15 protein-coding genes and 3 pseudogenes are annotated in these 20,876 nt (G+C 44.3%); 10 read left to right on the top strand and 8 right to left on the bottom strand.

All coding sequences use genetic code 11. The annotated features are described in order from the left end of the window. Positions 1-13 precede the first annotated feature (13 nt). Positions 14-1,873: a Fe-S protein assembly chaperone HscA gene (gene hscA, locus AZH43_RS06350; RefSeq protein ID WP_067667743.1), complete on the top strand. Its 1,860-nt coding sequence runs from the start codon at positions 14-16 to the stop codon at positions 1,871-1,873. A gap of 16 nt (positions 1,874-1,889) precedes the next feature. Further along, positions 1,890-2,228, top strand: coding sequence for an ISC system 2Fe-2S type ferredoxin (gene fdx, locus AZH43_RS06345; RefSeq protein WP_067667741.1), 339 nt, complete (start codon positions 1,890-1,892; stop codon positions 2,226-2,228). A gap of 96 nt (positions 2,229-2,324) precedes the next feature. Here the strand turns inward: fdx and AZH43_RS06340 are convergent, their stop codons facing one another. From AZH43_RS06340 to aspA, 5 genes are all read right to left on the bottom strand, one after another. Beyond that, a complete protein-coding gene (locus AZH43_RS06340) occupies positions 2,325-3,776 on the bottom strand; it encodes an adenylate/guanylate cyclase domain-containing protein (protein WP_067667739.1) in 1,452 nt (483 codons plus the stop codon). Positions 3,777-3,832: 56 nt separating this feature from the next. Beyond that, positions 3,833-4,267, bottom strand: a complete 435-nt coding sequence (locus tag AZH43_RS06335; RefSeq protein WP_067667737.1) for an HIT domain-containing protein — start codon at positions 4,265-4,267, stop codon at positions 3,833-3,835. Positions 4,268-4,497: 230 nt separating this feature from the next. Beyond that, on the bottom strand, positions 4,498-7,956 hold the full coding sequence (mfd, locus tag AZH43_RS06330; protein ID WP_067667735.1) for a transcription-repair coupling factor: 3,459 nt from the start codon (positions 7,954-7,956) through the stop codon (positions 4,498-4,500). Between the two features lie 150 nt (positions 7,957-8,106). Next, positions 8,107-8,466: a hypothetical protein gene (locus AZH43_RS06325; RefSeq protein WP_067667733.1), complete on the bottom strand. Its 360-nt coding sequence runs from the start codon at positions 8,464-8,466 to the stop codon at positions 8,107-8,109. Between the two features lie 181 nt (positions 8,467-8,647). Then, positions 8,648-10,096 (bottom strand): aspartate ammonia-lyase, encoded by a 1,449-nt coding sequence (gene aspA, locus AZH43_RS06320; protein ID WP_067667731.1) that lies wholly within the window; start codon positions 10,094-10,096, stop codon positions 8,648-8,650. Positions 10,097-10,553: 457 nt separating this feature from the next. Here aspA and putP point away from each other — a divergent pair, with 457 nt between their 5' ends. Then, on the top strand, positions 10,554-12,068 hold the full coding sequence (gene putP, locus AZH43_RS06315) for a sodium/proline symporter PutP (RefSeq protein WP_067667729.1): 1,515 nt from the start codon (positions 10,554-10,556) through the stop codon (positions 12,066-12,068). A gap of 97 nt (positions 12,069-12,165) precedes the next feature. Here the strand turns inward: putP and AZH43_RS06310 are convergent, their stop codons facing one another. Further along, on the bottom strand, positions 12,166-12,657 hold the full coding sequence (locus tag AZH43_RS06310; RefSeq protein WP_067667727.1) for an Lrp/AsnC ligand binding domain-containing protein: 492 nt from the start codon (positions 12,655-12,657) through the stop codon (positions 12,166-12,168). A 125-nt stretch (positions 12,658-12,782) separates the two neighbouring features. Between AZH43_RS06310 and putA the strand changes: the two genes are divergently transcribed. The 4 genes from putA to AZH43_RS18865 all read left to right on the top strand — a co-directional run bounded on the left by putA (position 12,783) and on the right by AZH43_RS18865 (position 18,731). Then, the gene (gene putA, locus AZH43_RS06305; protein ID WP_067667725.1) at positions 12,783-16,532 is read left to right on the top strand and encodes a trifunctional transcriptional regulator/proline dehydrogenase/L-glutamate gamma-semialdehyde dehydrogenase; all 3,750 of its coding nucleotides are present in this window, start codon (positions 12,783-12,785) and stop codon (positions 16,530-16,532) included. 178 nt (positions 16,533-16,710) lie between these two features. Then, positions 16,711-17,793, top strand: a complete 1,083-nt coding sequence (gene trmA, locus AZH43_RS06295; RefSeq protein ID WP_067667721.1) for a tRNA (uridine(54)-C5)-methyltransferase TrmA — start codon at positions 16,711-16,713, stop codon at positions 17,791-17,793. 242 nt (positions 17,794-18,035) lie between these two features. Then, positions 18,036-18,260: a hypothetical protein gene (locus tag AZH43_RS06290; RefSeq protein ID WP_067667719.1), complete on the top strand. Its 225-nt coding sequence runs from the start codon at positions 18,036-18,038 to the stop codon at positions 18,258-18,260. A gap of 312 nt (positions 18,261-18,572) precedes the next feature. Continuing rightward, positions 18,573-18,731 (top strand): hypothetical protein, encoded by a 159-nt coding sequence (locus AZH43_RS18865; protein WP_227509792.1) that lies wholly within the window; start codon positions 18,573-18,575, stop codon positions 18,729-18,731. A gap of 34 nt (positions 18,732-18,765) precedes the next feature. Here AZH43_RS18865 and AZH43_RS06280 read toward each other — a convergent pair whose 3' ends face one another. Further along, complete coding sequence (locus tag AZH43_RS06280) at positions 18,766-19,527, bottom strand: phosphodiester glycosidase family protein (protein WP_067667715.1); 762 nt, start codon at positions 19,525-19,527, stop codon at positions 18,766-18,768. 106 nt (positions 19,528-19,633) lie between these two features. Here AZH43_RS06280 and AZH43_RS06275 point away from each other — a divergent pair, with 106 nt between their 5' ends. After that, positions 19,634-20,170, top strand: a complete 537-nt coding sequence (locus AZH43_RS06275) for a lecithin retinol acyltransferase family protein (RefSeq protein ID WP_067667713.1) — start codon at positions 19,634-19,636, stop codon at positions 20,168-20,170. Positions 20,171-20,234: 64 nt separating this feature from the next. On the opposite strand, the pseudogene AZH43_RS06270 reads toward AZH43_RS06275, so the two are convergent. Further along, positions 20,235-20,483: pseudogene (locus AZH43_RS06270) on the bottom strand (polyketide cyclase); the annotation flags it as partial. Positions 20,484-20,549: 66 nt separating this feature from the next. On the opposite strand from AZH43_RS06270, the pseudogene AZH43_RS18075 reads away from it, so the two are divergent. Together AZH43_RS18075 and AZH43_RS18435 are read left to right on the top strand one after the other, a co-directional pair. Continuing rightward, a pseudogene (locus AZH43_RS18075) lies at positions 20,550-20,767 on the top strand (transposase); the annotation flags it as partial. Next, a pseudogene (locus AZH43_RS18435) lies at positions 20,767-20,876 on the top strand (TRIC cation channel family protein); the annotation flags it as partial. The pseudogenes AZH43_RS18075 and AZH43_RS18435, both read left to right, overlap by 1 nt.

Genomic DNA, 20,876 nt, shown 5'->3' with positions numbered 1-20,876 from the left:
AGGATGTAACACAATGGCTCTCTTGCAGATTGCAGAACCAGGTCAATCAAGTGCACCGCATGAACATCGCATTGCGATTGGTATCGATTTAGGCACTACCCATTCTTTGGTCGCCACTGTTCTTTCAGGTAAAGCCAAAGTGCTTCAAGACCAGCAAGGCCGTGTGTTACTCCCATCCATTGTTCATTATTCTGCACAAAGCACTGAATACGGTGATGATGCAAAACCATTTCTCACCGCAGATCCCCAAAATACAATTGTATCTGTAAAGCGTTTTATGGGACGTTCTAAAGCCGACATCAAGTTTCAGCATCCGTATGCATTGGCGGGTGAAGACAACCAGATGCCGGCATTTGAAACTGCTCAGGGGCGAAAAACACCGGTTGAAATTTCCGCTGAAATCTTAAAACAATTAAAAGACCGCGCAGAAGAAAGCTTAAGCAACCCCATTAATGGCGCGGTAATTACTGTTCCTGCCTATTTTGATGAAGCGCAGCGTCAAGCGACTCGCGATGCGGCGCAATTAGCCGGCTTAAATGTGCTTCGCCTATTGAATGAGCCGACTGCGGCAGCAGTTGCCTATGGCCTAGACCAAGACAGCGGCTTAACGCAAGACCGCAACTACGTTATCTACGACTTGGGCGGCGGCACTTTTGACGTTTCTATTTTACGTTTTTCTCAAGGCGTATTTGAAGTGCTTGCAACTGGCGGCCACACTGCGCTCGGCGGTGATGACTTAGACCGCTTGATTGTCAAATGGGCCAAAAAACAGCTGAATATCGACGCCTTAGATGATGCAGAATATGCACATTTTATTGTTGCTGCCCGCAAAGCCAAAGAAGCTTTAACAGATGCAGAGTCTACAGAACTCAAAGCGTTAGATCATGTGCTGACTTTAGACCGCGCGACATTCGAAGCAATTATTAAAGTTGCATTAGACAAAACCATCAGCGTTTGCAAGCGCGTCATGCGTGATGCCAAGCTTGAACTGAATGATATTCAAAATGTTGTTTTAGTCGGCGGCTCTACCCGCTCATATGCTGTACAGAAAACTGTCCAAGCGGTCTTTAATCAAGAGCCGCTTTGCACAATCAACCCAGATGAAGTGGTTGCTATCGGCGCATCGATTACCGCCAACCAGCTGATCGGCAATTCTAACGATGGCGCATTGCTTCTGGACGTCACCCCGCTTTCTCTTGGCTTAGAAACCATGGGCGGCTTGGTCGAGCGTTTAATTTCACGCAATACCGCTATTCCTGTCGCGCGCCGCCAAGAATTCACCACTTATCAAGATGGCCAAACCGCCATGCTGATTCATGTGGTTCAAGGTGAACGCGACCTGGTCGAACATTGCCGAAGCCTTGGCCGTTTTGTCTTACGCGGCATTCCGCCAATGACTGCTGGTCAAGCACGCATCGAAGTGACTTTTCAGGTAGATGCAGATGGCCTGCTCACTGTTTCAGCAACAGAAACCACTTCTGGTGTACATGCACACATTGATATTAAACCCTCATACGGCTTATCAGATTCAGACACTGAACGCCTGCTGCTCGATGGCTTTAAATTTGCAGAAGAAGATAAAGCGCTTCGGCACCTGCAAGAAACCAAAGTTGAAGCTAAACGCGAACTTGAAGCTTTGGAACAGGCTTTAAAAGCGGATGCCCAGTTATTGTCAGCACAGGAACTTGCTGAATTAAATACGGCACAAGCGCAGCTTGAATTTCAGCTTAAAAATGATGATATTAAAGCCATTGAAAATGCAGTGGAACAGCTAAAGGCACACAGCGATGCTTTTGCTGCCGCCCGCATGAATCAGCATATCGATGCCGCACTTAAGGGCACTAAGCTCGACGACTGGTCAAACTCAAACTAATTTATAGGTAAAGACTATGCCACGTATTAAAGTATTGCCTCACGCAACAATCTGCCCGAATGGCGCTGAGTTTGAAGTTGAGCAAAACACCAATTTATGCCAAAGCCTATTAGATAACGGCATAAAAATCGAACATGCTTGCGATATGTCTAAAGCATGCACGACTTGCCACGTTATTGTCCGCAAAGGCTTTGATGGCTTAGATGAGATGGATGATGTAGAAGCCGATCTTCTAGACCGCGCTTGGGGCTTAGAGCCAGACTCACGCCTTTCTTGCCAAGTAAAAATTGTAGATGAAGATTTGGAAGTCGAAATTCCAAAATACACCATCAACCATGCTTCAGAAAATCACTAAGCTGATAAAACCAAAAAAAAACCGCTGAGATCAGCGGTTTTTTTATGTCTTTAAGAAGCAGAGTTAGAAAGTTGCAAAACTAACAAAACATTATAATCATTTGTGTTCTTCAATAATCACTTCATCTTCCAGATTAAGCTTCACAATGCCTTCAGAGTTGGTCATCTTCTGCTGTGTCTGCAGGCGCTTGATCATTTTTTCCAACACCAGAATCAGCTCTGGATATTCAAAGTTCTGAACTTCATCCAAATTCAGCAACAAATGAAAGCCTTTATATTCATAATCGAACCAGCGCTGATAATCTGTTTTCTTTGATGAATATTTTTCCATGACCTGCCATGTACGCACAGGCCCTTTAATGCCCTTGAGATAAATTGGCGCTTTGGGAGCACACAAATAATCATTTTTTACCAGCTGATGGGTATCATCCGAAATTAAGATTTCGTCCACTTCGGCGGCGCTCTGTAAACGCGCGGCCAAGTTGGCATCACGGCCTACAATGGTATAAGCCATGCGGTGCGCTGCGCCATAGTTGCCCACGTGGCAATAACCAGTGGAAATCCCCATGCGGATATGCAATGGCGGATAACCCATTTTGATCCAGCGTTCGCGCAACAGCTTCATTTGCTGACGCATCACCATGGCCATCTCTAAACAGACTTTCGCATCCTGCTCGACACCTTGGCTGTGCGGATCTCCGAAAAAAATCAGAATCGCATCACCCATGAATTTATCGACAGTTGCTTCATATTGCTTGGCTATTTCAGTCATATGGCTTAAATAGTCATTCAGCAGAAATGCCAAATCATCAGGAATCAAAGTTTCAGATAGTTCTGTAAAGCCTTGAATATCAGAAAAGAAAATTGTCAGCTTTTTCCGTTTGTATTCAATTTTGGCTTCCGACTCACCTTTCATGATGGACTGCCACAGCTGTACGGGCGCATAACGGCTCAGCTGATTGGCAAATTCCATATAGCGGTTCATTTGATCGAAATAGTGATCTTTTTTCTTTGCCAGATAGTATGTTTGGCTACGCTGGTAAAAACTGCCCACACCAAAATAAGTAATCAGGCAAATAAAGCCTAAAATCGTTAATTCGCTGCTGGTCGGTTCAAAATAGCCATGAAAGCCGAAAATAAAGATGGTGCAAAAATAAAAAACAACAATGCCGATCAAGCTGGCCAGCGACACCATTAAAAAGGAAATCTTGCTGCTGATGGCTGTATACAGCAAAGCAAACAGCCCCAGAAAAGTCAGAACAAGACTCAAATGCACTGCGGAGAGCATCACAGAAATAATCACAATATCAATAACAAACAATACTGCACGCTTAATTCTATTGTTATATTTATAGATAAGCCAATGTGAAATTTTTGGTGTAATCAGCAATAAAAAAAGCAAAAAAAGCGGGATATAAATTTGGTATGCTGTATCCGGCTGAGTATAGTAATAAACGACTACCACCAAAGACAGCATGATATATCCCATCAGTCGATGAAAATACTCAAACTGTTTTGGTTCTTTATTGATCCAGTCGTCTAGCGGCACACACTCACTCCTAACAGACAAACACAGTCATATCCCTTGATAGACCGTTTTCCAGATCAATCCATACGCCAATCAAATGGCATATCGCCTTGACCTCGAAGAGCAAGCATTAGAGTTTGGCGCATATGTGCAAGCACATCATTGCTGTAAGGAACAGCTGGTGTGCCCCAGACCGGTTTTGGCCACGCCACATCATTTTGATAGCGAACGACATGATGAAAATGCAGCTGCGGCACCATGTTGCCTAAAGCAGCAACATTCATTTTATCCGCGCGGAAAACGCGGGCTAATTGGCTGGACAGCCAGCTCGATTCACGCAGGAACTGTTCCTGATCTGCCTGACTCAGCTCATAAAGCTCTGTAATGCCAGGTACGCGAGGAATCAAAATAAGCCACGGAAATTGCATATCATTCATTAAACGACATGTTGACAGTGGAAAGTCGCCTACATAAAACGTATCTTGAGCAAGTTGTGGATGTAAACTAAACATATCTTTATAAATGATGCAAAATTAGAATGATGGCTAATACTATCACATCCTTATGGGCGTGAATATTCTCTGCTTTGTGTTTCACAATAAATAAAATATCAATTGATTGAATTGCATCACAGACCAAACTTGAATAAATTTATGTAAAAAATCAAAGATTTCTTTAAAAAAACAGAATGCGCTCAAAATCACAGCTGCGCATTCTGAAATTTGATAATAAATCTTTACATTCAAGACAGCTCTTTGAGCAGATTATCCAGCAAATCATTTAAAAACTGAATTCGCTTATCGTAGTCTTCCAGCATGACCATCACCTTCAAACGCTGTCCGCCTTCCATCCTGAAGAAAGTCGGATGCTTCTGCATCATTTGAATAATACTCATGGCCTGCACCGGTGTATCCGGTGAAAATTCGACATAGCCGCCATGGCTGCTGATATCAATTTTGGTCATGCCGAGCTGCTCAGCTTTCAATCTGATTTGATGAACTGAAAACAGCTGCTTAACGGGCTGCGGCGGAACGCCAAAACGGTCAATCAGCTCCATGCGGATATTGTCCAGCTTTTCGATGCTGTCTGTATTGCTGATCCGTTTATAAAACATTAACCGCTGATGCACGTCACCCAGATATTCATCTGGAATTAAGGCAGGCATATGCAAATTGATTTCGGCTGTCAGCGACAATGGCGCATCAAAGTTCGGTGTTTTGCCTTTCTGAATGGCTTTCGTGGCTTTTTCCAGCATTTCCATATACAGGCTGTAACCAATCGCCTGCATTGAACCGCTTTGCTGTTCGCCCAGCAACTCACCTGCACCGCGGATTTCCAAATCTTCTGTCGCCAGCATAAAGCCCGCACCAAGTGTCGATGCTCGGCTGATCGCATCTAAACGTTTTTCTGCATCACCTTTCAGGCCATTAATTGAAGGAACCAGCAAATATGCATAAGCTTGATGATGCGATCTGCCCACCCGGCCGCGCAGCTGATGCAGCTGGGCTAATCCCAGCTTGTCGGCCCGTTCGATTATAATCGTGTTGGCGTTCGGGACATCAATACCGGTTTCAATAATTGTAGAACACACCAGAACATTATGCTCTTTGTGATAAAACTGCTGCATGACCTGTTCCAGTTCACGTTCGCGCATTTGACCATGCGCAACCGCAACACGGGCTTCTGGAACAAGATTCCGGATATTTTCTGCAGCGCGTTCAATGGTGTCGACTTCATTATGCAGGAAATACACCTGACCGCCGCGCAGCAATTCACGCAGAATCGCTTCTTTTACAGATTCACCGGTATGCTCCTGCACAAAAGTTTTTACCGCCAAACGGCGCGCTGGCGGAGTTGCAATAATTGACAAGTCGCGCATGCCGCTAAATGCCATATTTAAAGTCCGTGGAATTGGTGTTGCGGTAAGAGTCAGCATATCGACATCCGCGCGCATTGCCTTAATGCGTTCTTTGTCACGTACGCCAAAGCGGTGCTCTTCATCGACAATCATTAAGCCCAAATTTTTAAACTGGACGTTTTCCTGCAGGATTTTATGCGTGCCGATGACAATATCCACTTTGCCGTCAGCCAAATCTTCAATAATTTTGCTATGCGATTTTGACGTACCAAAACGCGATAAAACCTCAATCCGTACCGGCCAATCTGCAAAACGGTCTTTAAAAGACTCATAATGCTGCTGCGCCAGCAATGTTGTCGGCACCAGCACGGCAACTTGCTTATTGTTTTGCACAGCAACAAAAGCCGCCCGCATCGCCACTTCGGTCTTGCCGAATCCGACATCGCCGCATACTAGGCGGTCCATTGGCTTAGCCAACTGCATATCGTGCAGCGTGGCTTCAATTGCATTGGCTTGATCAAGTGTTTCTTCATAAGCAAAACCGCTGGCAAACTGCATATATAAGCTTTGATCCAATTCAAAACCATAGCCCGGCTTGGCTTGACGGCGCGCCTGTATATGCAGAAGTTCAGCAGCCACATCATGTATTTGCTCCAGCGCTTTGCGTTTGGCTTTATTCCATGCATCTGTGCCCAGTTTATGCAAAGGCGCTAAATCAGGATCACCGCCGCTATAGCGGCTGATTAAATGTAAATTAGCAACAGGCACATAGACCTTGGCTGCATCGGCATAATCCAGCTGCAAGAATTCATAATCCTGATCATCAATGCTTAATGTGATTAATCCTGCGTAGCGCCCTACACCATAATCGATATGCACCACAGGCGCGCCGATATTCAGTTCGGTCAGGCTGCGGATCAAGAACTCTTCAGAAACTTCTTGCTGGCGTTTACGGCGGCGCTGAACAACACGGTGCTCGTACAGCTGATTTTCCGATATGACTGTAATTTTATCGGGCAGCAGCAAACCACGTTCTAACGGCGCATTGGTGATGGCAACGGCATGCAGGGATGCCACAAAATCATTGAAATTCGCGACATAAGGAATATCGCCCAAAGCCGGACGTAAAGCATCTTTTAACGTTTCACGGCGGCCCGCGCTTTCCGCCACCAGTAAAACCGGATGATTGGCTTGATCAATATAACGCTTAACCTCAGCAAACGGCTTTTCCCGTTTTGGATCGACAGGCAGCCTTGGCGGCAATTCTGCATTGACATTCAATACACCTGTTTTTTCTTCAAAACGCTCATCCGATGCAATCACTCGTCCAAAAAGGTTCAACTGCTCCAGAACATCTTTGGGCTGTAAAAACAGCTGGTCAGGCGCTAAAAGCGGGTGATCAATATTGTGACGGCGGTCTTCGTAACGGCGCACAGCTTCCGTCCAGAATTGCGTTAAACTCTCATCTACATTTTTATCTGTAATGACAATGCCATTCTTAGGTAAGTATGCCATTAAGGTACTTTGAGTCTGCATTGCTTCCGCACTAAAAAAAAGCGGGAGATAGAATTCGATGCCCGGAGATGCTATGCCTTCTAAAACATCTTGATAAATTGGATTTTTCTTTGGATTTGCTGTGGGAAACATATCCGCATAACGGTCACGGAAAACAGACCGGCCTTCCTTTAAAGGAAATTCCTTGGCTGGCAGCACGGTAAAATTTTGCAAGGTTTCAGTAGTGCGCTGAGTTTCTGGATCAAAAAACTTCAGTGTTTCTATTTCATCATCAAATAAGTCAATACGGATCGGTGCAGACTGACCCGAGGCATAAATATCCATGATACTGCCGCGTACTGCAAATTCACCATGGTCATACACGGTATCAACCAAAAGGTAGCCGGCTTGAATCAGCTTTAATTTTTGCTGTTCCAAATCAAATTTTTGCCCGACTTTAATATCAAAATGCTCGCCCAGCACCCAAGATGCCGGCGCTATGCGCTGCGCTAAAGTTGATGCCGAAATCAACAGCACGCCGGCCTTAGGCATATGAGACAATATTGCTAAACGTTCTGAAACGATATCTTGATGCGGAGAAAGCCGGTCATAAGGCAAAATTTCCCAATCAGGAAAAATCGTGGGCTTAATGCCGTAAAATTCCAGCTCACTTTCCAACTGGCCCAAGTGCTGGCTATTGCGCGCGACAATAACGAACAGCTGCTGGTTTTGCGCTGCAATTTCTTTGAACAGCAGTCCGGTCGCTGAACCCTGTAAATTTCCGATCCAGCGCTTTTCGCCCGCTTTCAGCTGGCTTAATTTCAGTTGTGATATTTCTTGTTGGAACATGTATATAGCTTTAAAGTCTAAACAACATGCAGATTATTTTAGCACGTTGTTTTTATTCCTCATGCGCTTTTTACTTCCTGCAAGAAAGTTTCAGCATGTATGGACTTAATATGTTCTTTGTCATTGCTCCAAAAAAATTAAACAATCCTTTTATTTTTGATCGCGCATGAAATTGCGGTAATAGCCATTCAATATGCCAATAAAGCGCTTCAATTCCTGAAGATTTTCTTCTGTATTGCCTAGGCTGGCATTAAAGCGCCCGCTGGCGATTTCCAAGTCTATTTTTTCATTAATAATCATTGCAGCATTATATAAAGCCTTTAAATCATCAAATGCCGCTACACGCCGATTAGACAGCAGCTCCAGTCTTGCCGCATGCACTTCGTTCAGTACCACATCCTCTATAATGTAGCCCTGAACGCTGGAGTGCTCCATCTGATGCTCTTCTTGATAAAGCTGTGCTGGTGAAGGCTTGCTGCTTTTAAAAATAGATGTGATTTTATTGAACATAAGAATCTGGGTACAGGAAAAGAGTTTCACTATTTTAAAATGATTCTGCCTGTGTATCTAACTGTTTTCAGCTTTCATCAATTTTTCACCTCAAAAAAAATGGCAGTCATTACGGCCGCCATTTTAACTATCCTTTCTGCATTGCAATATTTTGCCTGCTATGCATCTGCATCTATTGGCATTATGAAACTTGAGCCAAGTTCTCTTGAGCAGACTGTACTTCTGAAACTAAATTTTCAAAAGCGAAAATATGATCCAGCTGCTGCTGCGTCAGCAAGCCTTGCTCCAAAACCACCTGCTGAATGGTTTTATTTTCTGCAATACACTGCTTGCCTATCTCATCGCATTTCGCATGCCCTAGAATTGGGTCTAACAGGGTGATGATACCCACACTGCGCATTACCGCATCATAGCAAGCCTGCTCGTTGGCCTGAACACCCTGAATACATTTCACATCTAAAGCTTTAATCGCCTGGCACAGCAAACTGATGGATTCATTAATAGAAACAGCAATCACGGGCTCCATTACATTCAGCTGCAGCTGCCCTGCTTCTGCGGCCATTGTGACAGTTAAATCATTGCCAATCACTTTAAATGCAATCTGGTTCACCACTTCTGGAATTACTGGGTTAACTTTTGCCGGCATAATGGAAGAACCCGCCTGCAGCTCCGGCAAACAGATTTCCGCCAAACCTGTTCTTGGCCCAGAACTTAACAAACGCAAGTCATTGCTGATTTTGGACAGCTTCACTGCAAGCCGTTTTAAAGTACTTGATAGAATAATGAATACACCGCAATCACTGGTGGCTTCGACGTAGTCTTCTGCACCAGACAGTGCAAGTCCAGTAACGCCTTTTAAGGATTTGACCGCCTGCTCTGCATAGCCTGCTGGCGTGTTAACACCTGTACCAATAGCTGTTGCGCCCAGATTAATTTCCAACAGCAGCTGACGCGTTGAATCAATCAGCTTTAAGTCTTCTTTCAATAAGGTTGCAAAAGCTCTGAACTCTTGGCCAAGCGTCATCGGCACAGCATCCTGCAGCTGGGTGCGCCCCATTTTAATGACATATTGAAATTCTGCAGCTTTGGCATAAATACTGTCAATAATATTGCGCAATTCCGTCAGGAGCTGATCTAAACTGTAATACACCGCTAAACGCAAAGCTGTAGGATAAACATCATTGGTCGATTGAGATTTATTTACGTGATCATTGGGATGAACATGTGAATAGCTGCCTTTATTCAAGCCCAGCTGTTCCAAGGCAATATTGGCAATCACTTCATTGCAGTTCATGTTGATTGACGTTCCCGCGCCGCCCTGATAGACATCCAGCGGGAAAGCATGGCTCCACTGCTCAGGAGCATCAATTAAACAGTCACATGCATGCTGAATGGCATCACTCACCTCAGTGCTGATTTTTTCAAACTTTAAATTGGTTTGTGCAGAGGCTTTTTTTACCTGCGCTAAAGCCCGGATAAATGCTAAGTTCTCACCGACTTTTTGTGAGGAAATTTGGAAATTTTCCAAAGCGCGCAGCGTATGAATGCCGTAATAGCTCTCTGCCGGAACTTCTTTTGCCCCAAGCAAATCGCGCTCTATTCTTGTTTTGTCCAATTGAACCGTAGCCACGTTAAGTACTCACTGTCTATGCACCATAGTTGTGCAACTACCATCGTATATTTGCCTATAACATAAGCCACAGTTTTTTTATTTCTTTATGAAATAAATTATTACAAGTAACGCCTTTGCGTAAGTAGTGTGACTTTAGGTAAACATGCGCCTATTTCATCCCTTCATTTATACAGGAATCTAAAACTTTTAAAATTGCAGATTACATCAACCGCACTGATGGGCATTCTATGCTTTATGCATAAAACTTACACAAATTACTTAAATGCTAAAAATCAATGATTTTCTTTTCTTTGTAACCAAATTTACAATAGGTTTCACAAAACGATAATAAATAGCACTCAAATGTAACAGAGCGTAATTTTTAAATTGTGGTTGAATCTGCACCTCGGTCATATCGAACAATAATTCATCTTTGGAAAGATGGTCAATTGAACAGACAATGGATGGAATAGTTATGAGCCAAATGAATCCCACGCTCGTCACATTTATTTTTTATATCGTGGCCATGATTGGCATCGGACTATATGCCTATAAGGCAACAACAAATTTTGACGATTATATTTTAGGCGGACGCAGCTTAGGCAGTGTCGTCACTGCTCTTTCTGCCGGTGCATCAGACATGAGCGGCTGGCTGCTGATGGGCCTGCCCGGCGCAATTTATTTATCAGGCCTGTCAGAAGCGTGGATTGCAATTGGCTTAATTATCGGGGCTTGGCTCAACTGGCTGCTGGTGGCCGGACGCCTGCGCGTTCATACCGAAATACAGCATAATGCATTAACATTGCCAGATTATTTCACCAGCCGCTTTGGCGATACCAAGAAAATTCTGCGCATCATTTCCGCTTTCGTAATTCTTATCTTTTTCGCTATTTACTGCGCGTCCGGCATGGTTGCAGGCGCGCGTTTGTTTGAAAGCTTATTTGGCTGGAATTACACTTCCGCACTCTGGATTGGCGCAATCGCCACCATTAGCTATGTCTGCATTGGCGGATTCCTTGCAATCAGCTGGACAGACACCTTTCAAGCAGGCCTAATGATTTTTGCCCTGCTGCTGGCGCCAATCATGACCTATATGGCAATAGGCGACAATCTTGAACAAGTTACCGCTGTTGTCGAATCTGTACGCCCTTTAGCAAATCATATGGTTTCCGATTTAGGAACCGTCGCCATTTTATCCTCCATGGCATGGGGCTTAGGCTATTTTGGCCAGCCGCATATCTTGGTGCGCTTCATGGCTGCAGATTCAGTGAAATCCATCCCCGCTGCGCGCAAAATCGGCATGACATGGATGATTCTTTGCCTTGGCGGCGCTGTCGCTGTCGGCTATTTCGGCATTGCGTATTTTGAAGTGCATCCTGAATTTGCCGCTGCTGTTTCGGCAAACCCTGAAACAGTTTTTATGGAATTGACTAAAATTTTATTCAATCCATGGATTGCCGGCATTGTCTTAGCCGCCATTTTAGCCGCAGTCATGAGCACGCTCAGCTGCCAGCTGCTGGTCTGTTCAAGTACATTAACGGAAGACTTATACAAGGCCTTTGTCCGCAAAAATGCCTCGCAAAAAGAATTGGTTTGGGTTGGCCGTTTAATGGTCATTCTTATTGCCGTACTTGCCATTTTTCTGGCTTTAAATCCGCAGAGCAAAGTGCTGGGACTGGTGGCCTATGCATGGGCTGGTTTTGGCGCAGCTTTTGGCCCATTAATCATCCTATCTTTATTCTGGAAACGCATGACGCTTAGCGGCGCAATCTCGGGCATGATTGTCGGCGCAGTGACCGTCATTTTGTGGAAAAATATGATGGCTGATACAGGCATTTATGAAATCATTCCCGGCTTTATCCTTTCATTAATCAGTATCGTGATTTTCAGCTTAATCAGCAAAGCGCCATCAAAAGAAGTTATTGCGCGCTTTGACCAAGCCAATGCACTTTATGAAAAAGAAATGCAGGAGCTGCGGGCCAAAAAATAATTATTCAACCCCATCATTCAAATGTAAAAAAAGGAGCGATGCGCTCCTTTTTTACTGTTATTTTTAAGCGCATCGGATAGCGCTGAATTGCCGCCTATTATTTTTTGACAGGCTGCTTGATATTGATCTGGCTCGATTCCTTAATAACTTCCATGACGGGATAGCTGCGGGTTTCTTTCACCCCCGGAAGCTGCCAAAGCACTTGTCCGGATATTTTCCTGAATTCTTCCATGTTGGCGCAGCGGATTTTTACAACAAAATCAAAACCGCCGCTAATCATGTGGCATTCCACAATTTCAGAATACTGAATAACCGCATCAGTAAACTCTTCCAATACATTGGGCGTCGTTTTGTCCAAAAGTATCTCTACAAACACCACAAAGCTCTTGTTCAGCAAATCAGGATTCAGCTTGGCTTCATACCCTAAAATGAAGCCGTCTTTGGTTAATTTCTGCACCCGCGCCAGCGCAGCTGTGGGTGATAAATTCACCATTTCCGCAAGTTTAATATTTGAAAGCCGGCCATCTTTTTGCAGGATATCCAATATCCTGATGTCTGTACGGTCCAACGTCATAATTGGGCTCGTCATTTGAATTTTTCCCTAAAAATTAAGCAAAATATAGTGAGTTGTACGTCATATTTTCTGTGATCATAAATTAAATAAACCCAAATACTCAATTTAAATTTTCACTGTCACAGGATGTCGGCGTAAAAATGATGGAAGCAAAATCTCAATTCAGCGAAGCTCAAGCGCAATCCGGTTACATCACTCCCTTTGATGCAAAAACCGATTATGAAATTGAAATTAACCGCGCGTGGCGCCGCGATGAAAGCGAAAGCGTTGAAAATCTGCTGGCGCACAGCAAAATTGATGCAGATATTTCTGACCGTATTTACCAGCTGGCATTTGATCTTGCGCACAGCTTGCGTGAACGCAAAAGTGATTCAGGCAAAGCTGGAATTGTACAAGGATTGCTTCAGGAATTCTCATTGTCCTCTCAAGAAGGCATTGCGCTGATGTGCCTAGCGGAAGCCCTGCTCCGTATTCCAGATAAAGCCACCCGTGATTTATTGATTAAAGACAAAATCAACCAAGGCAATTGGAAAGAACACTTAGGCCAAAGCAGCCTGATGTTTGTCAATGCCGCCACATGGGGTTTAATGCTGACTGGCAAACTGATGGAAACGCCAAAGTCCAACAGCTTGTCCAGCCTGCTGACTGGCCTGCTGGCGCGCAGCGGACGCGGGATTATCCGTAAAGCTGTAGACGCGGCAATGCGCATGATGGGCGAACAGTTTGTCACTGGAGAAACCATTGCCGAAGCTTTAAACCATGCTGAAATATTAGAAGACAAAGGATTCCGCTATTCATACGACATGCTGGGTGAAGCCGCTTTAACGGATCACGATGCTGAGCGCTATTATGATGACTATACACATGCCATCCATGCTATTGGTCAAGCCTCTTCAGAGAAAGATGTATACGATGGCCCCGGCATCTCCATTAAGCTTTCCGCATTGCATCCGCGTTATCAGCGGGCGCAAATTGAACGCGTGCAGGATGAACTGTATGAAAAAGTGCTGAAACTTGCTGTATTGGCAAAACAGTACAATATTGGCTTGAACATTGATGCAGAAGAATCTGAACGTCTGGAAATTTCCCTGCAGCTGCTTGAGCGCCTCTGCTTTGAACCGCAGCTCAATGACTGGAAAGGCATTGGCTTTGTGATTCAGGCTTATCAAAAACGCTGCTTCTATGTGGTCGACTATGTGGTCGATTTAGCCAAACGCAGCCAAAAGCGGTTAATGATCCGCTTAGTCAAAGGCGCATATTGGGACAGTGAAATCAAGAAAGCGCAAATTGACGGCATGACCGACTACCCTGTTTTCACCCGCAAAGTGCATACCGATTTATCTTATATTGCCTGTGCCAAAAAGTTGCTGGACGCGCCTGAATTTATTTATCCGCAATTTGCAACCCATAATGCGCAGACACTAGCAACCATCTATCATCTAGCGGATCCTGCAAAATACTATGCAGGCCAGTATGAATTCCAATGCCTGCATGGCATGGGCGAACCGCTGTATCAGCAAGTGGTCGGCGATCAAAAAGATCATAAATTAGGTGTGCCTTGCCGGATCTATGCGCCTGTCGGCAACCACGAAACTTTATTGGCATATTTAGTGCGCCGCTTATTGGAAAATGGCGCAAATACATCATTTGTAAACCGTATTGCAGACAAAACTTTAAAGATTGATGACTTAATTGAAAATCCGCAGCAAACCATAGAACAGGCAGCCAAACTTGAAGGAAAGGCTGGCTTAAAGCATCCCGCTATTCCTTATCCTGTCAATTTATACGGCGATAAACGCCATAATTCAGCAGGCTTAGACTTGGCCAATGATCAGGACTTGTCCGAGTTGAACCGCACTGCATATGAATTGCGCCAGCAGCAATGGCAAGCGGCGCCAATGGGTGACAACCTGCAGATTGAAGCGGCCGAGGCCACAACGATTGTTGTGCTGAATCCTGCAGATCATCTGGATATTGTCGGCCATGTGACAGAAGCGTCTTTAGACCAAGTGGACTTGGCCTTAGCCAATGCAGAACACGCACAGCCCGCATGGCAGAATTTGCATAAAAATGAACGCGCAGCCTGCTTACAGCATGCAGCGGACAGCATGGAAAATAGCCTGCAGACGCTGCTGGTGCTGCTGTGCCGTGAAAGCGGCAAGACCTATGCCAATGCAATCGCTGAAGTGCGTGAAGCCGTAGATTTCCTGCGCTATTATGCAGCTCAAATTATTGATTTGGATGATACGGCGCAGATTGAGCCTTTAGGCACTGTGCTGTGTATTAGCCCATGGAATTTTCCATTGGCCATCTTTACTGGGCAAATTGCCGCGGCGCTTGTGGCGGGCAATACGGTCATTGCCAAACCGGCTGAACAGACGCCGCTGATTGCAGCTCAAGCCGTACAAATGCTGTGGGATGCTGGCGTGCCAAAATCGGCAGTTCAGCTGGTTCCGGGCCGCGGTGAAACCGTTGGCGCTAAGCTAAGCGCTGACGAACGTGTGCAAGGCATCATGTTTACCGGTTCTACAGAAGTCGCCAAAATTTTGCAAAAGACCGTTGCGCAGCGCCTGAACCATTCAGGTCAATCTATACCGCTGATTGCAGAAACTGGCGGTCAAAATGCCATGATTGTAGATTCATCGGCATTAACGGAACAGGTAATTTTAGATGTTGTCAATTCTGCCTATGACAGTGCTGGTCAGCGCTGTTCTGCCCTGCGCATATTATGCGTACAGGAAGACAACGCCGCCAGCGTGATTGCCATGTTAAAAGGCGCCATGCTGCAGCTGAATGTCGGTAAACCACATTTATTGAATACAGATATTGGACCTGTGATTGATCTGGAGGCAAAAGGCCTGATCGATAAGCACATCGAGAAAATGCGCGCCAAAGGCCACACAATCCATCAGCTGATGCGCAATACTGACAGTTCAGCGCTTAGCCAAGGTACTTTCGTTGTGCCTGCATTGATTGAATTGCCGAATTTAAATGATTTAGAACGCGAAGTTTTTGGTCCAGTCCTGCACCTCATCACTTATAAATATGGTGAATTGAATCAGCTGCTCGATCAAATCAATGCCAAGGGCTATGGCCTGACCATGGGGCTGCATACCCGCATTGACGAGACCATTCAAACCGTGATTGCTAAAGCGGAAGTCGGCAACTTATACATTAACCGCAATATTGTGGGTGCCGTAGTGGGCGTTCAGCCCTTTGGCGGCGAAGGCCTTTCCGGGACAGGCCCCAAAGCTGGCGGGCCGTTGTATGCTTACCGCCTGATGCAGCAATGCAGCCATAAAAAATTGGCTCAGCCTTTTGCTGCAGGCAAAGCAGAACCACTGCCAAACCATCAAATGCTGTACGAACAATTTAAGCAATGGGCAGAAAAGACCTTCCCGCAGCATAAACTGCAATTGCCCCAAGCATTCTGTGCAGGCAGCAGCTTTGAACTTCCAGGTCCAACAGGTGAAAGCAACCAATATGCGGTACTGCCTCGCCACCGCGTGCTGTTGCTGGCAGATCAGGATGCCGATCATATTCACCAATTGCTTGCGGTGTTAAGCGTCGGCGCACAGCCCGCAGTCCTTGCCGAAAATACATTTATGCTTAAATATTTGCAGACCATGCCGAAAGAAATCATAGATCGAATCGCGGTGATTTCTAAAATTGAAACTGGCAAATTTGATGCTGTGCTGCTGCATGGCACCAAAAATCAATTGCTGCAGCTGCAGAAACAGATTGCTTCACGTGACGGCTTAATTATCGGCATTACCCGCCTAGAACCAGGCCAATACGATATACCGCTTGAGCGCTTTGTCATAGAACGCGCAATCAGCATCAATACCGCTGCTGCTGGCGGCAATGCCAGCCTGATGACCATGAGCTAAACAGTCCTCTATTCCTCAGAGGAAGCAGACCTGTATCCGTACGGGTCTGCTTTTTTCATTGCTGAAAAAAAGCAAGCTTTGGCTGGGTATTTTTTAAGATTTTTAGAATATTTTGACCGTTGAAGTTCAAACTTTGCTACCATCCCTGCTTTGAATATGTTTGTGATTTTTTCTGTATATGACTTCATCTTATCAGCAACAACTTGATGCAAAAGTTGAGCGTATTTCAGCGCAATTTGCCGAATTTAATCCTCCCTCATTAGAAGTTTTCAACTCGCCAGAGCAAAACTTCCGCATGCGTGCAGAATTCCGCATTTGGCATACTGATGATGATATGTTTTATGCCATGTTTGAGCGTGATGCAGACGACCAAAAGAAAGTCGTCGAAATCAAAGATTTCCCTATCGCAGATAAAAGCATAAATACATTAATGCCGATATTGCTTAATGAATTAAAAGCCCAGAAAATTCTATCGAACCGCTTATTTGAAGTTCACTTTTTAGCAACGCTAAAAGGCGAAATGCTGGTGTCTTTGGTCTATCGCTGCCCACTGAATGCAGAATGGGAAACAGCGGCAAAGGCATTATCCGAACAGCTGAATATTAAAATTTTCGGCCGCAGCCGCGGTCAAAAAGTCATTTTGACCGATGATTATGTCGTAGAAGAATTGCAGGTTTTTGACCGAAAATATCAATACAAGCAAATTGAAAGCAGCTTTACCCAGCCAAACGCGCAAGTCTGCCAAAAAATGCTGGAATGGGCGTGCAATGCAGCGCAGCGCTCCACTAAAGATCTGCTGGAACTTTATTGCGGCAACGGCAACTTTACACTGCCTTTATCTACCCGCTTCAACCGTGTTTTAGCCACTGAGTTGGCAAAATCTTCAGTTTATGCAGCGCAATGGAATATTGAAAAAAACGCTATTGAAAATATTCAAGTCGCGCGCCTTTCTGCAGAAGAGTTTACCCAAGCCTATAATGGCGAACGTGAATTCCGCCGTTTAGAAGAAGCCGGTATTGACATGCGCAGCTACGATTTTGATACTGTTTTTGTCGATCCGCCGCGTGCCGGCATTGATGACGAAACACTGAAATTGCTGCAGCGTTTTGAACGTGTTATCTACATTTCATGCAATCCGGATACCTTGCATAACAATTTGAATACTTTAACGCAGACGCATAAAATTACCCAGTTTGCGCTGTTTGATCAATTTCCTTATACCCACCATGTAGAGTCAGGCATTTTGCTCGAAAAAATTTAAACAATTTATTTCCAGTCATCTTACTGTCATATAAAGGGCGTTTTAACACGCCCTTTTTTATTGCCTTTTAAATGAATAACTTAAGAGTTTTTGTATATGCAGTATCCCAAAACCTTACTCACCGGCAATCTGTCAATCGGAAAAACCCGCATTTGATTGATGCTTTTATCACTTGGTCGGGCTTGCTTTATTTGCTGGTTTGGATATATTTCGTCCTATGTTAGGCTGCAGATGAAGGCTCTATGAGTTTTTGGCAAAAACTGTTCTCGAATGAACAGGAAAACGAGCATAAAAATCAAATTGCTTGTGTTGAAAATGATTGTTCTTGTAAGACCAATGAACAGCTGCTTGAGGCGTTAGCAAAAGCGACTGATGAAGATGTGATCATTGGAATTAAAAAGGTGTTGGCTTCTCGAGGCTTCAGCCGTAAAGAGCTGAATGAGCTTCAGCACTTACCGCTTCAATAGCAGAACTGAATTTCTAAAAAGGCATTTAGCAGACTAAGTGCCTTTTTTATGCAATGAATTCCATAAATTTAATTTTTAGTTTATCTTTATTAAACCGTAATTTTATTCAGCAGTTTCTGCTGCAGAAGAAAGAAAAATATATAAATCTCCATCAGCATTTCACGATACGTTCCAACCCTAAAGCATAAAAAGCCATTCAATAATTATAGGCCAAGCATGAAATCAATAAGCATCATTACAAGTACCCTATTTATTCTCAACCTGAACGCATGCAGTCAAGTACCCAAGGAATGCGCGGAGTCGTGGAAAAAAATGGAATCCCTCTCTAAGCAGATGGGAATGCCCGAAGAGCAAATTAAAGCGCATAAAAAAGAGTTTGAAGACAACATTCAGAGCTTAAGCAAAGAAGACGCCATTCAAGCCTGCAATATGCAAAGCGCATTTCTGAATATGGCTTCGCAAAAGCCATAAATTCGGCTTGGATCAGGCCAGCATCAGTCGTCCATCATTTGCAAGTCAGCGGCTCGCTATAAGCAACCATCGGGCCTAAATCTCGTGCGGCGTCATTCATGTTTAAGTCAGCCGCATACATGCTGGAAATTGAACCATCCAGATACAAGGCATTGCCGGTCTTTAATGTATCTTTAAAATAAGCTGCAAACTGATAAAAGGTCACAGGTTCAAGACTAATGACAAAATATAACTTATGATTTTGAATGCCGGCACCGTTACGGATCTTATATGAGCTGGCATCGGGCAGAAACTTATCATTGATTTTTCCATCAATTACCAGCATCGGTCCGGACTGCGTTGCATATTTGGCTTTAAATGAGCTGAGGCGATAATGATCTGTTGTTTGAATGACGGCTTGGCTGCTATTCCAAGCCAATACTCCATTTGGCTGAATCAGGAAATTGCCAAAACCGCGTTTAGCCGTATTTAAAGGGCGCTGCTGTATTCCATTTTCAATATACAAACCCACAGGAGAATAATCTGCTTGAAACATCCCCGCATTCATCGCAAATTGCATGCTCCTGCATTTTTTCCGCAGCGCCGCATTTAACTGCGTAAATGACAAATAAGGTGAATGCTTTTTATCATACAGATATAAACCTAAATTTTTCAGATCGCGGACTTCTACCACAGCAGCTTGTATCGGCTTTTCTGAACGCCAGCTCTGTATTTTAGGATGGGCCTGCGCGAATGAAATACTGAAAATCAAGAGGCTGCCCAATATTGGCCTACAGTATTGGTTTAATAATTTCACTACAGAATACCCTTTTTCATCAAATCCAAATTAGTCGATTAATTCACATAAAAGAAGTACACTAGACCGTAAAAATACATTTGCAGCTTTATTGGTACGCGTCTACATGCAACAGCAGATACCACGGATTCCTTTAGGGGCGCATTTAATCATTAAGCATTTTGGTTATAGCCATCATGGAATCTACGCAGGCCGAGGCAGAGTAATCCATTACTCAGGTTTCGCCCACCTATTTAAAAAGCATCCAATTGAAATAACGTCTTTGGAGACTTTTTGCCGCGGTAAAAAATTTAAAATACAGCAGTACAGCGCGCCGAAGTTTACTGGTCGGAAAGTTGTGCGCCGTATGCGTTCACGCATGCATGAAAACAACTATCACTTGATTATGAACAACTGCGAGCATTTGTGCACCTGGGCCATTACTGGCGTAGAAAGCAGCCCGCAAGTCGTCCGCATGATGAACAGGCTGACCACAATTGGCTATGTCAGCTCTGTAATGACCTATATGAGCAGCATGATGCTGACCGTGACAACAACATGCTTTGCCCTAGTCTTTTACATAAAACGAAAACTGCGGGAAAAAGCGAAGACACAGATGCCTGTTTATACCTATTTAAAACAGCAGCATCATAAAAACCGCTGATTTCTCGACTCAACTTTCACCTTTCATCAAAAGCCGACGCATTACGGGTGCTTATTTTCAGCGATTATTTAAAGGGCGGGAATTTGTCCTGCACCAAGTTAGGCTGAATATCATGTTCTAAGTGAATTTTGGCCGCATCCAGTACCGTTGTAAATCCGCCTGTACTGTCTATCACAAAGTTGATTAAGGCTTCTCCTTCAAGCGGGATATCATAATTTTTAATTACGACATAAGTTTCCATAGCAGATATTTTTTCAAACTTAAAATCGGCCTTGGTCCGAGGCTCTCCCCATTCAATCCGAATCAATTCATGCTCTTTGGACTGCCACCACTCTCCTAGACAAATATGGTCTATTCTTTTTGCATAGGAGAACACATTATGAGTGGACAACGTTATACCCCAGAATTTAAAGATGAAGCTGTAAAATTGATTACTGAACGAGGATATTCTGTCACTGATGTTGCAGAGCGTTTAGGTGTATCCCAGCACAGTATTTATAAATGGCTAAGGTACAGCCTTTAGGCAACAATTCTGATGAACATGAACTGCTCGAAGCAAAGAAAGAAATCCTTCGCCTTAAAAGTCAGCTTAAACAGCTTTGGGCCTTATCGGCTTCACCATTATCGGCTGTCAAATTGCTTTGCAAATGGGACAGGGCTTTGTCGTTTCCGCGGTTGCGGGAGTGCTGACCGGCGTGTCTGGCGG

Source organism: Acinetobacter pragensis, from assembly GCF_001605895.1.
Taxonomy (GTDB): Bacteria; Pseudomonadota; Gammaproteobacteria; order Pseudomonadales; family Moraxellaceae; genus Acinetobacter; species Acinetobacter pragensis.
Note: the sequence above shows the minus strand (reverse complement) of the source record. Positions and strands in the feature narration are given on the sequence as shown.

Excerpts from the sequence above, each read along its gene's own strand:
- hscA (WP_067667743.1), top strand. The coding sequence starts at position 14 with ATGGCTCTCTTGCAGATTGCAGAACCAGGTCAATCAAGTGCACCGCAT.
- fdx (WP_067667741.1), top strand. The coding sequence starts at position 1,890 with ATGCCACGTATTAAAGTATTGCCTCACGCAACAATCTGCCCGAATGGC.
- AZH43_RS06335 (WP_067667737.1), bottom strand. The coding sequence starts at position 4,267 with ATGTTTAGTTTACATCCACAACTTGCTCAAGATACGTTTTATGTAGGC.
- mfd (WP_067667735.1), bottom strand. The coding sequence starts at position 7,956 with ATGTTCCAACAAGAAATATCACAACTGAAATTAAGCCAGCTGAAAGCG.
- AZH43_RS06325 (WP_067667733.1), bottom strand. The coding sequence starts at position 8,466 with ATGTTCAATAAAATCACATCTATTTTTAAAAGCAGCAAGCCTTCACCA.
- putP (WP_067667729.1), top strand. The coding sequence starts at position 10,554 with ATGAGCCAAATGAATCCCACGCTCGTCACATTTATTTTTTATATCGTG.
- AZH43_RS06310 (WP_067667727.1), bottom strand. The coding sequence starts at position 12,657 with ATGACGAGCCCAATTATGACGTTGGACCGTACAGACATCAGGATATTG.
- putA (WP_067667725.1), top strand. The coding sequence starts at position 12,783 with ATGATGGAAGCAAAATCTCAATTCAGCGAAGCTCAAGCGCAATCCGGT.
- trmA (WP_067667721.1), top strand. The coding sequence starts at position 16,711 with ATGACTTCATCTTATCAGCAACAACTTGATGCAAAAGTTGAGCGTATT.
- AZH43_RS06290 (WP_067667719.1), top strand. The coding sequence starts at position 18,036 with ATGAGTTTTTGGCAAAAACTGTTCTCGAATGAACAGGAAAACGAGCAT.
- AZH43_RS18865 (WP_227509792.1), top strand. The coding sequence starts at position 18,573 with ATGGAATCCCTCTCTAAGCAGATGGGAATGCCCGAAGAGCAAATTAAA.
- AZH43_RS06275 (WP_067667713.1), top strand. The coding sequence starts at position 19,634 with ATGCAACAGCAGATACCACGGATTCCTTTAGGGGCGCATTTAATCATT.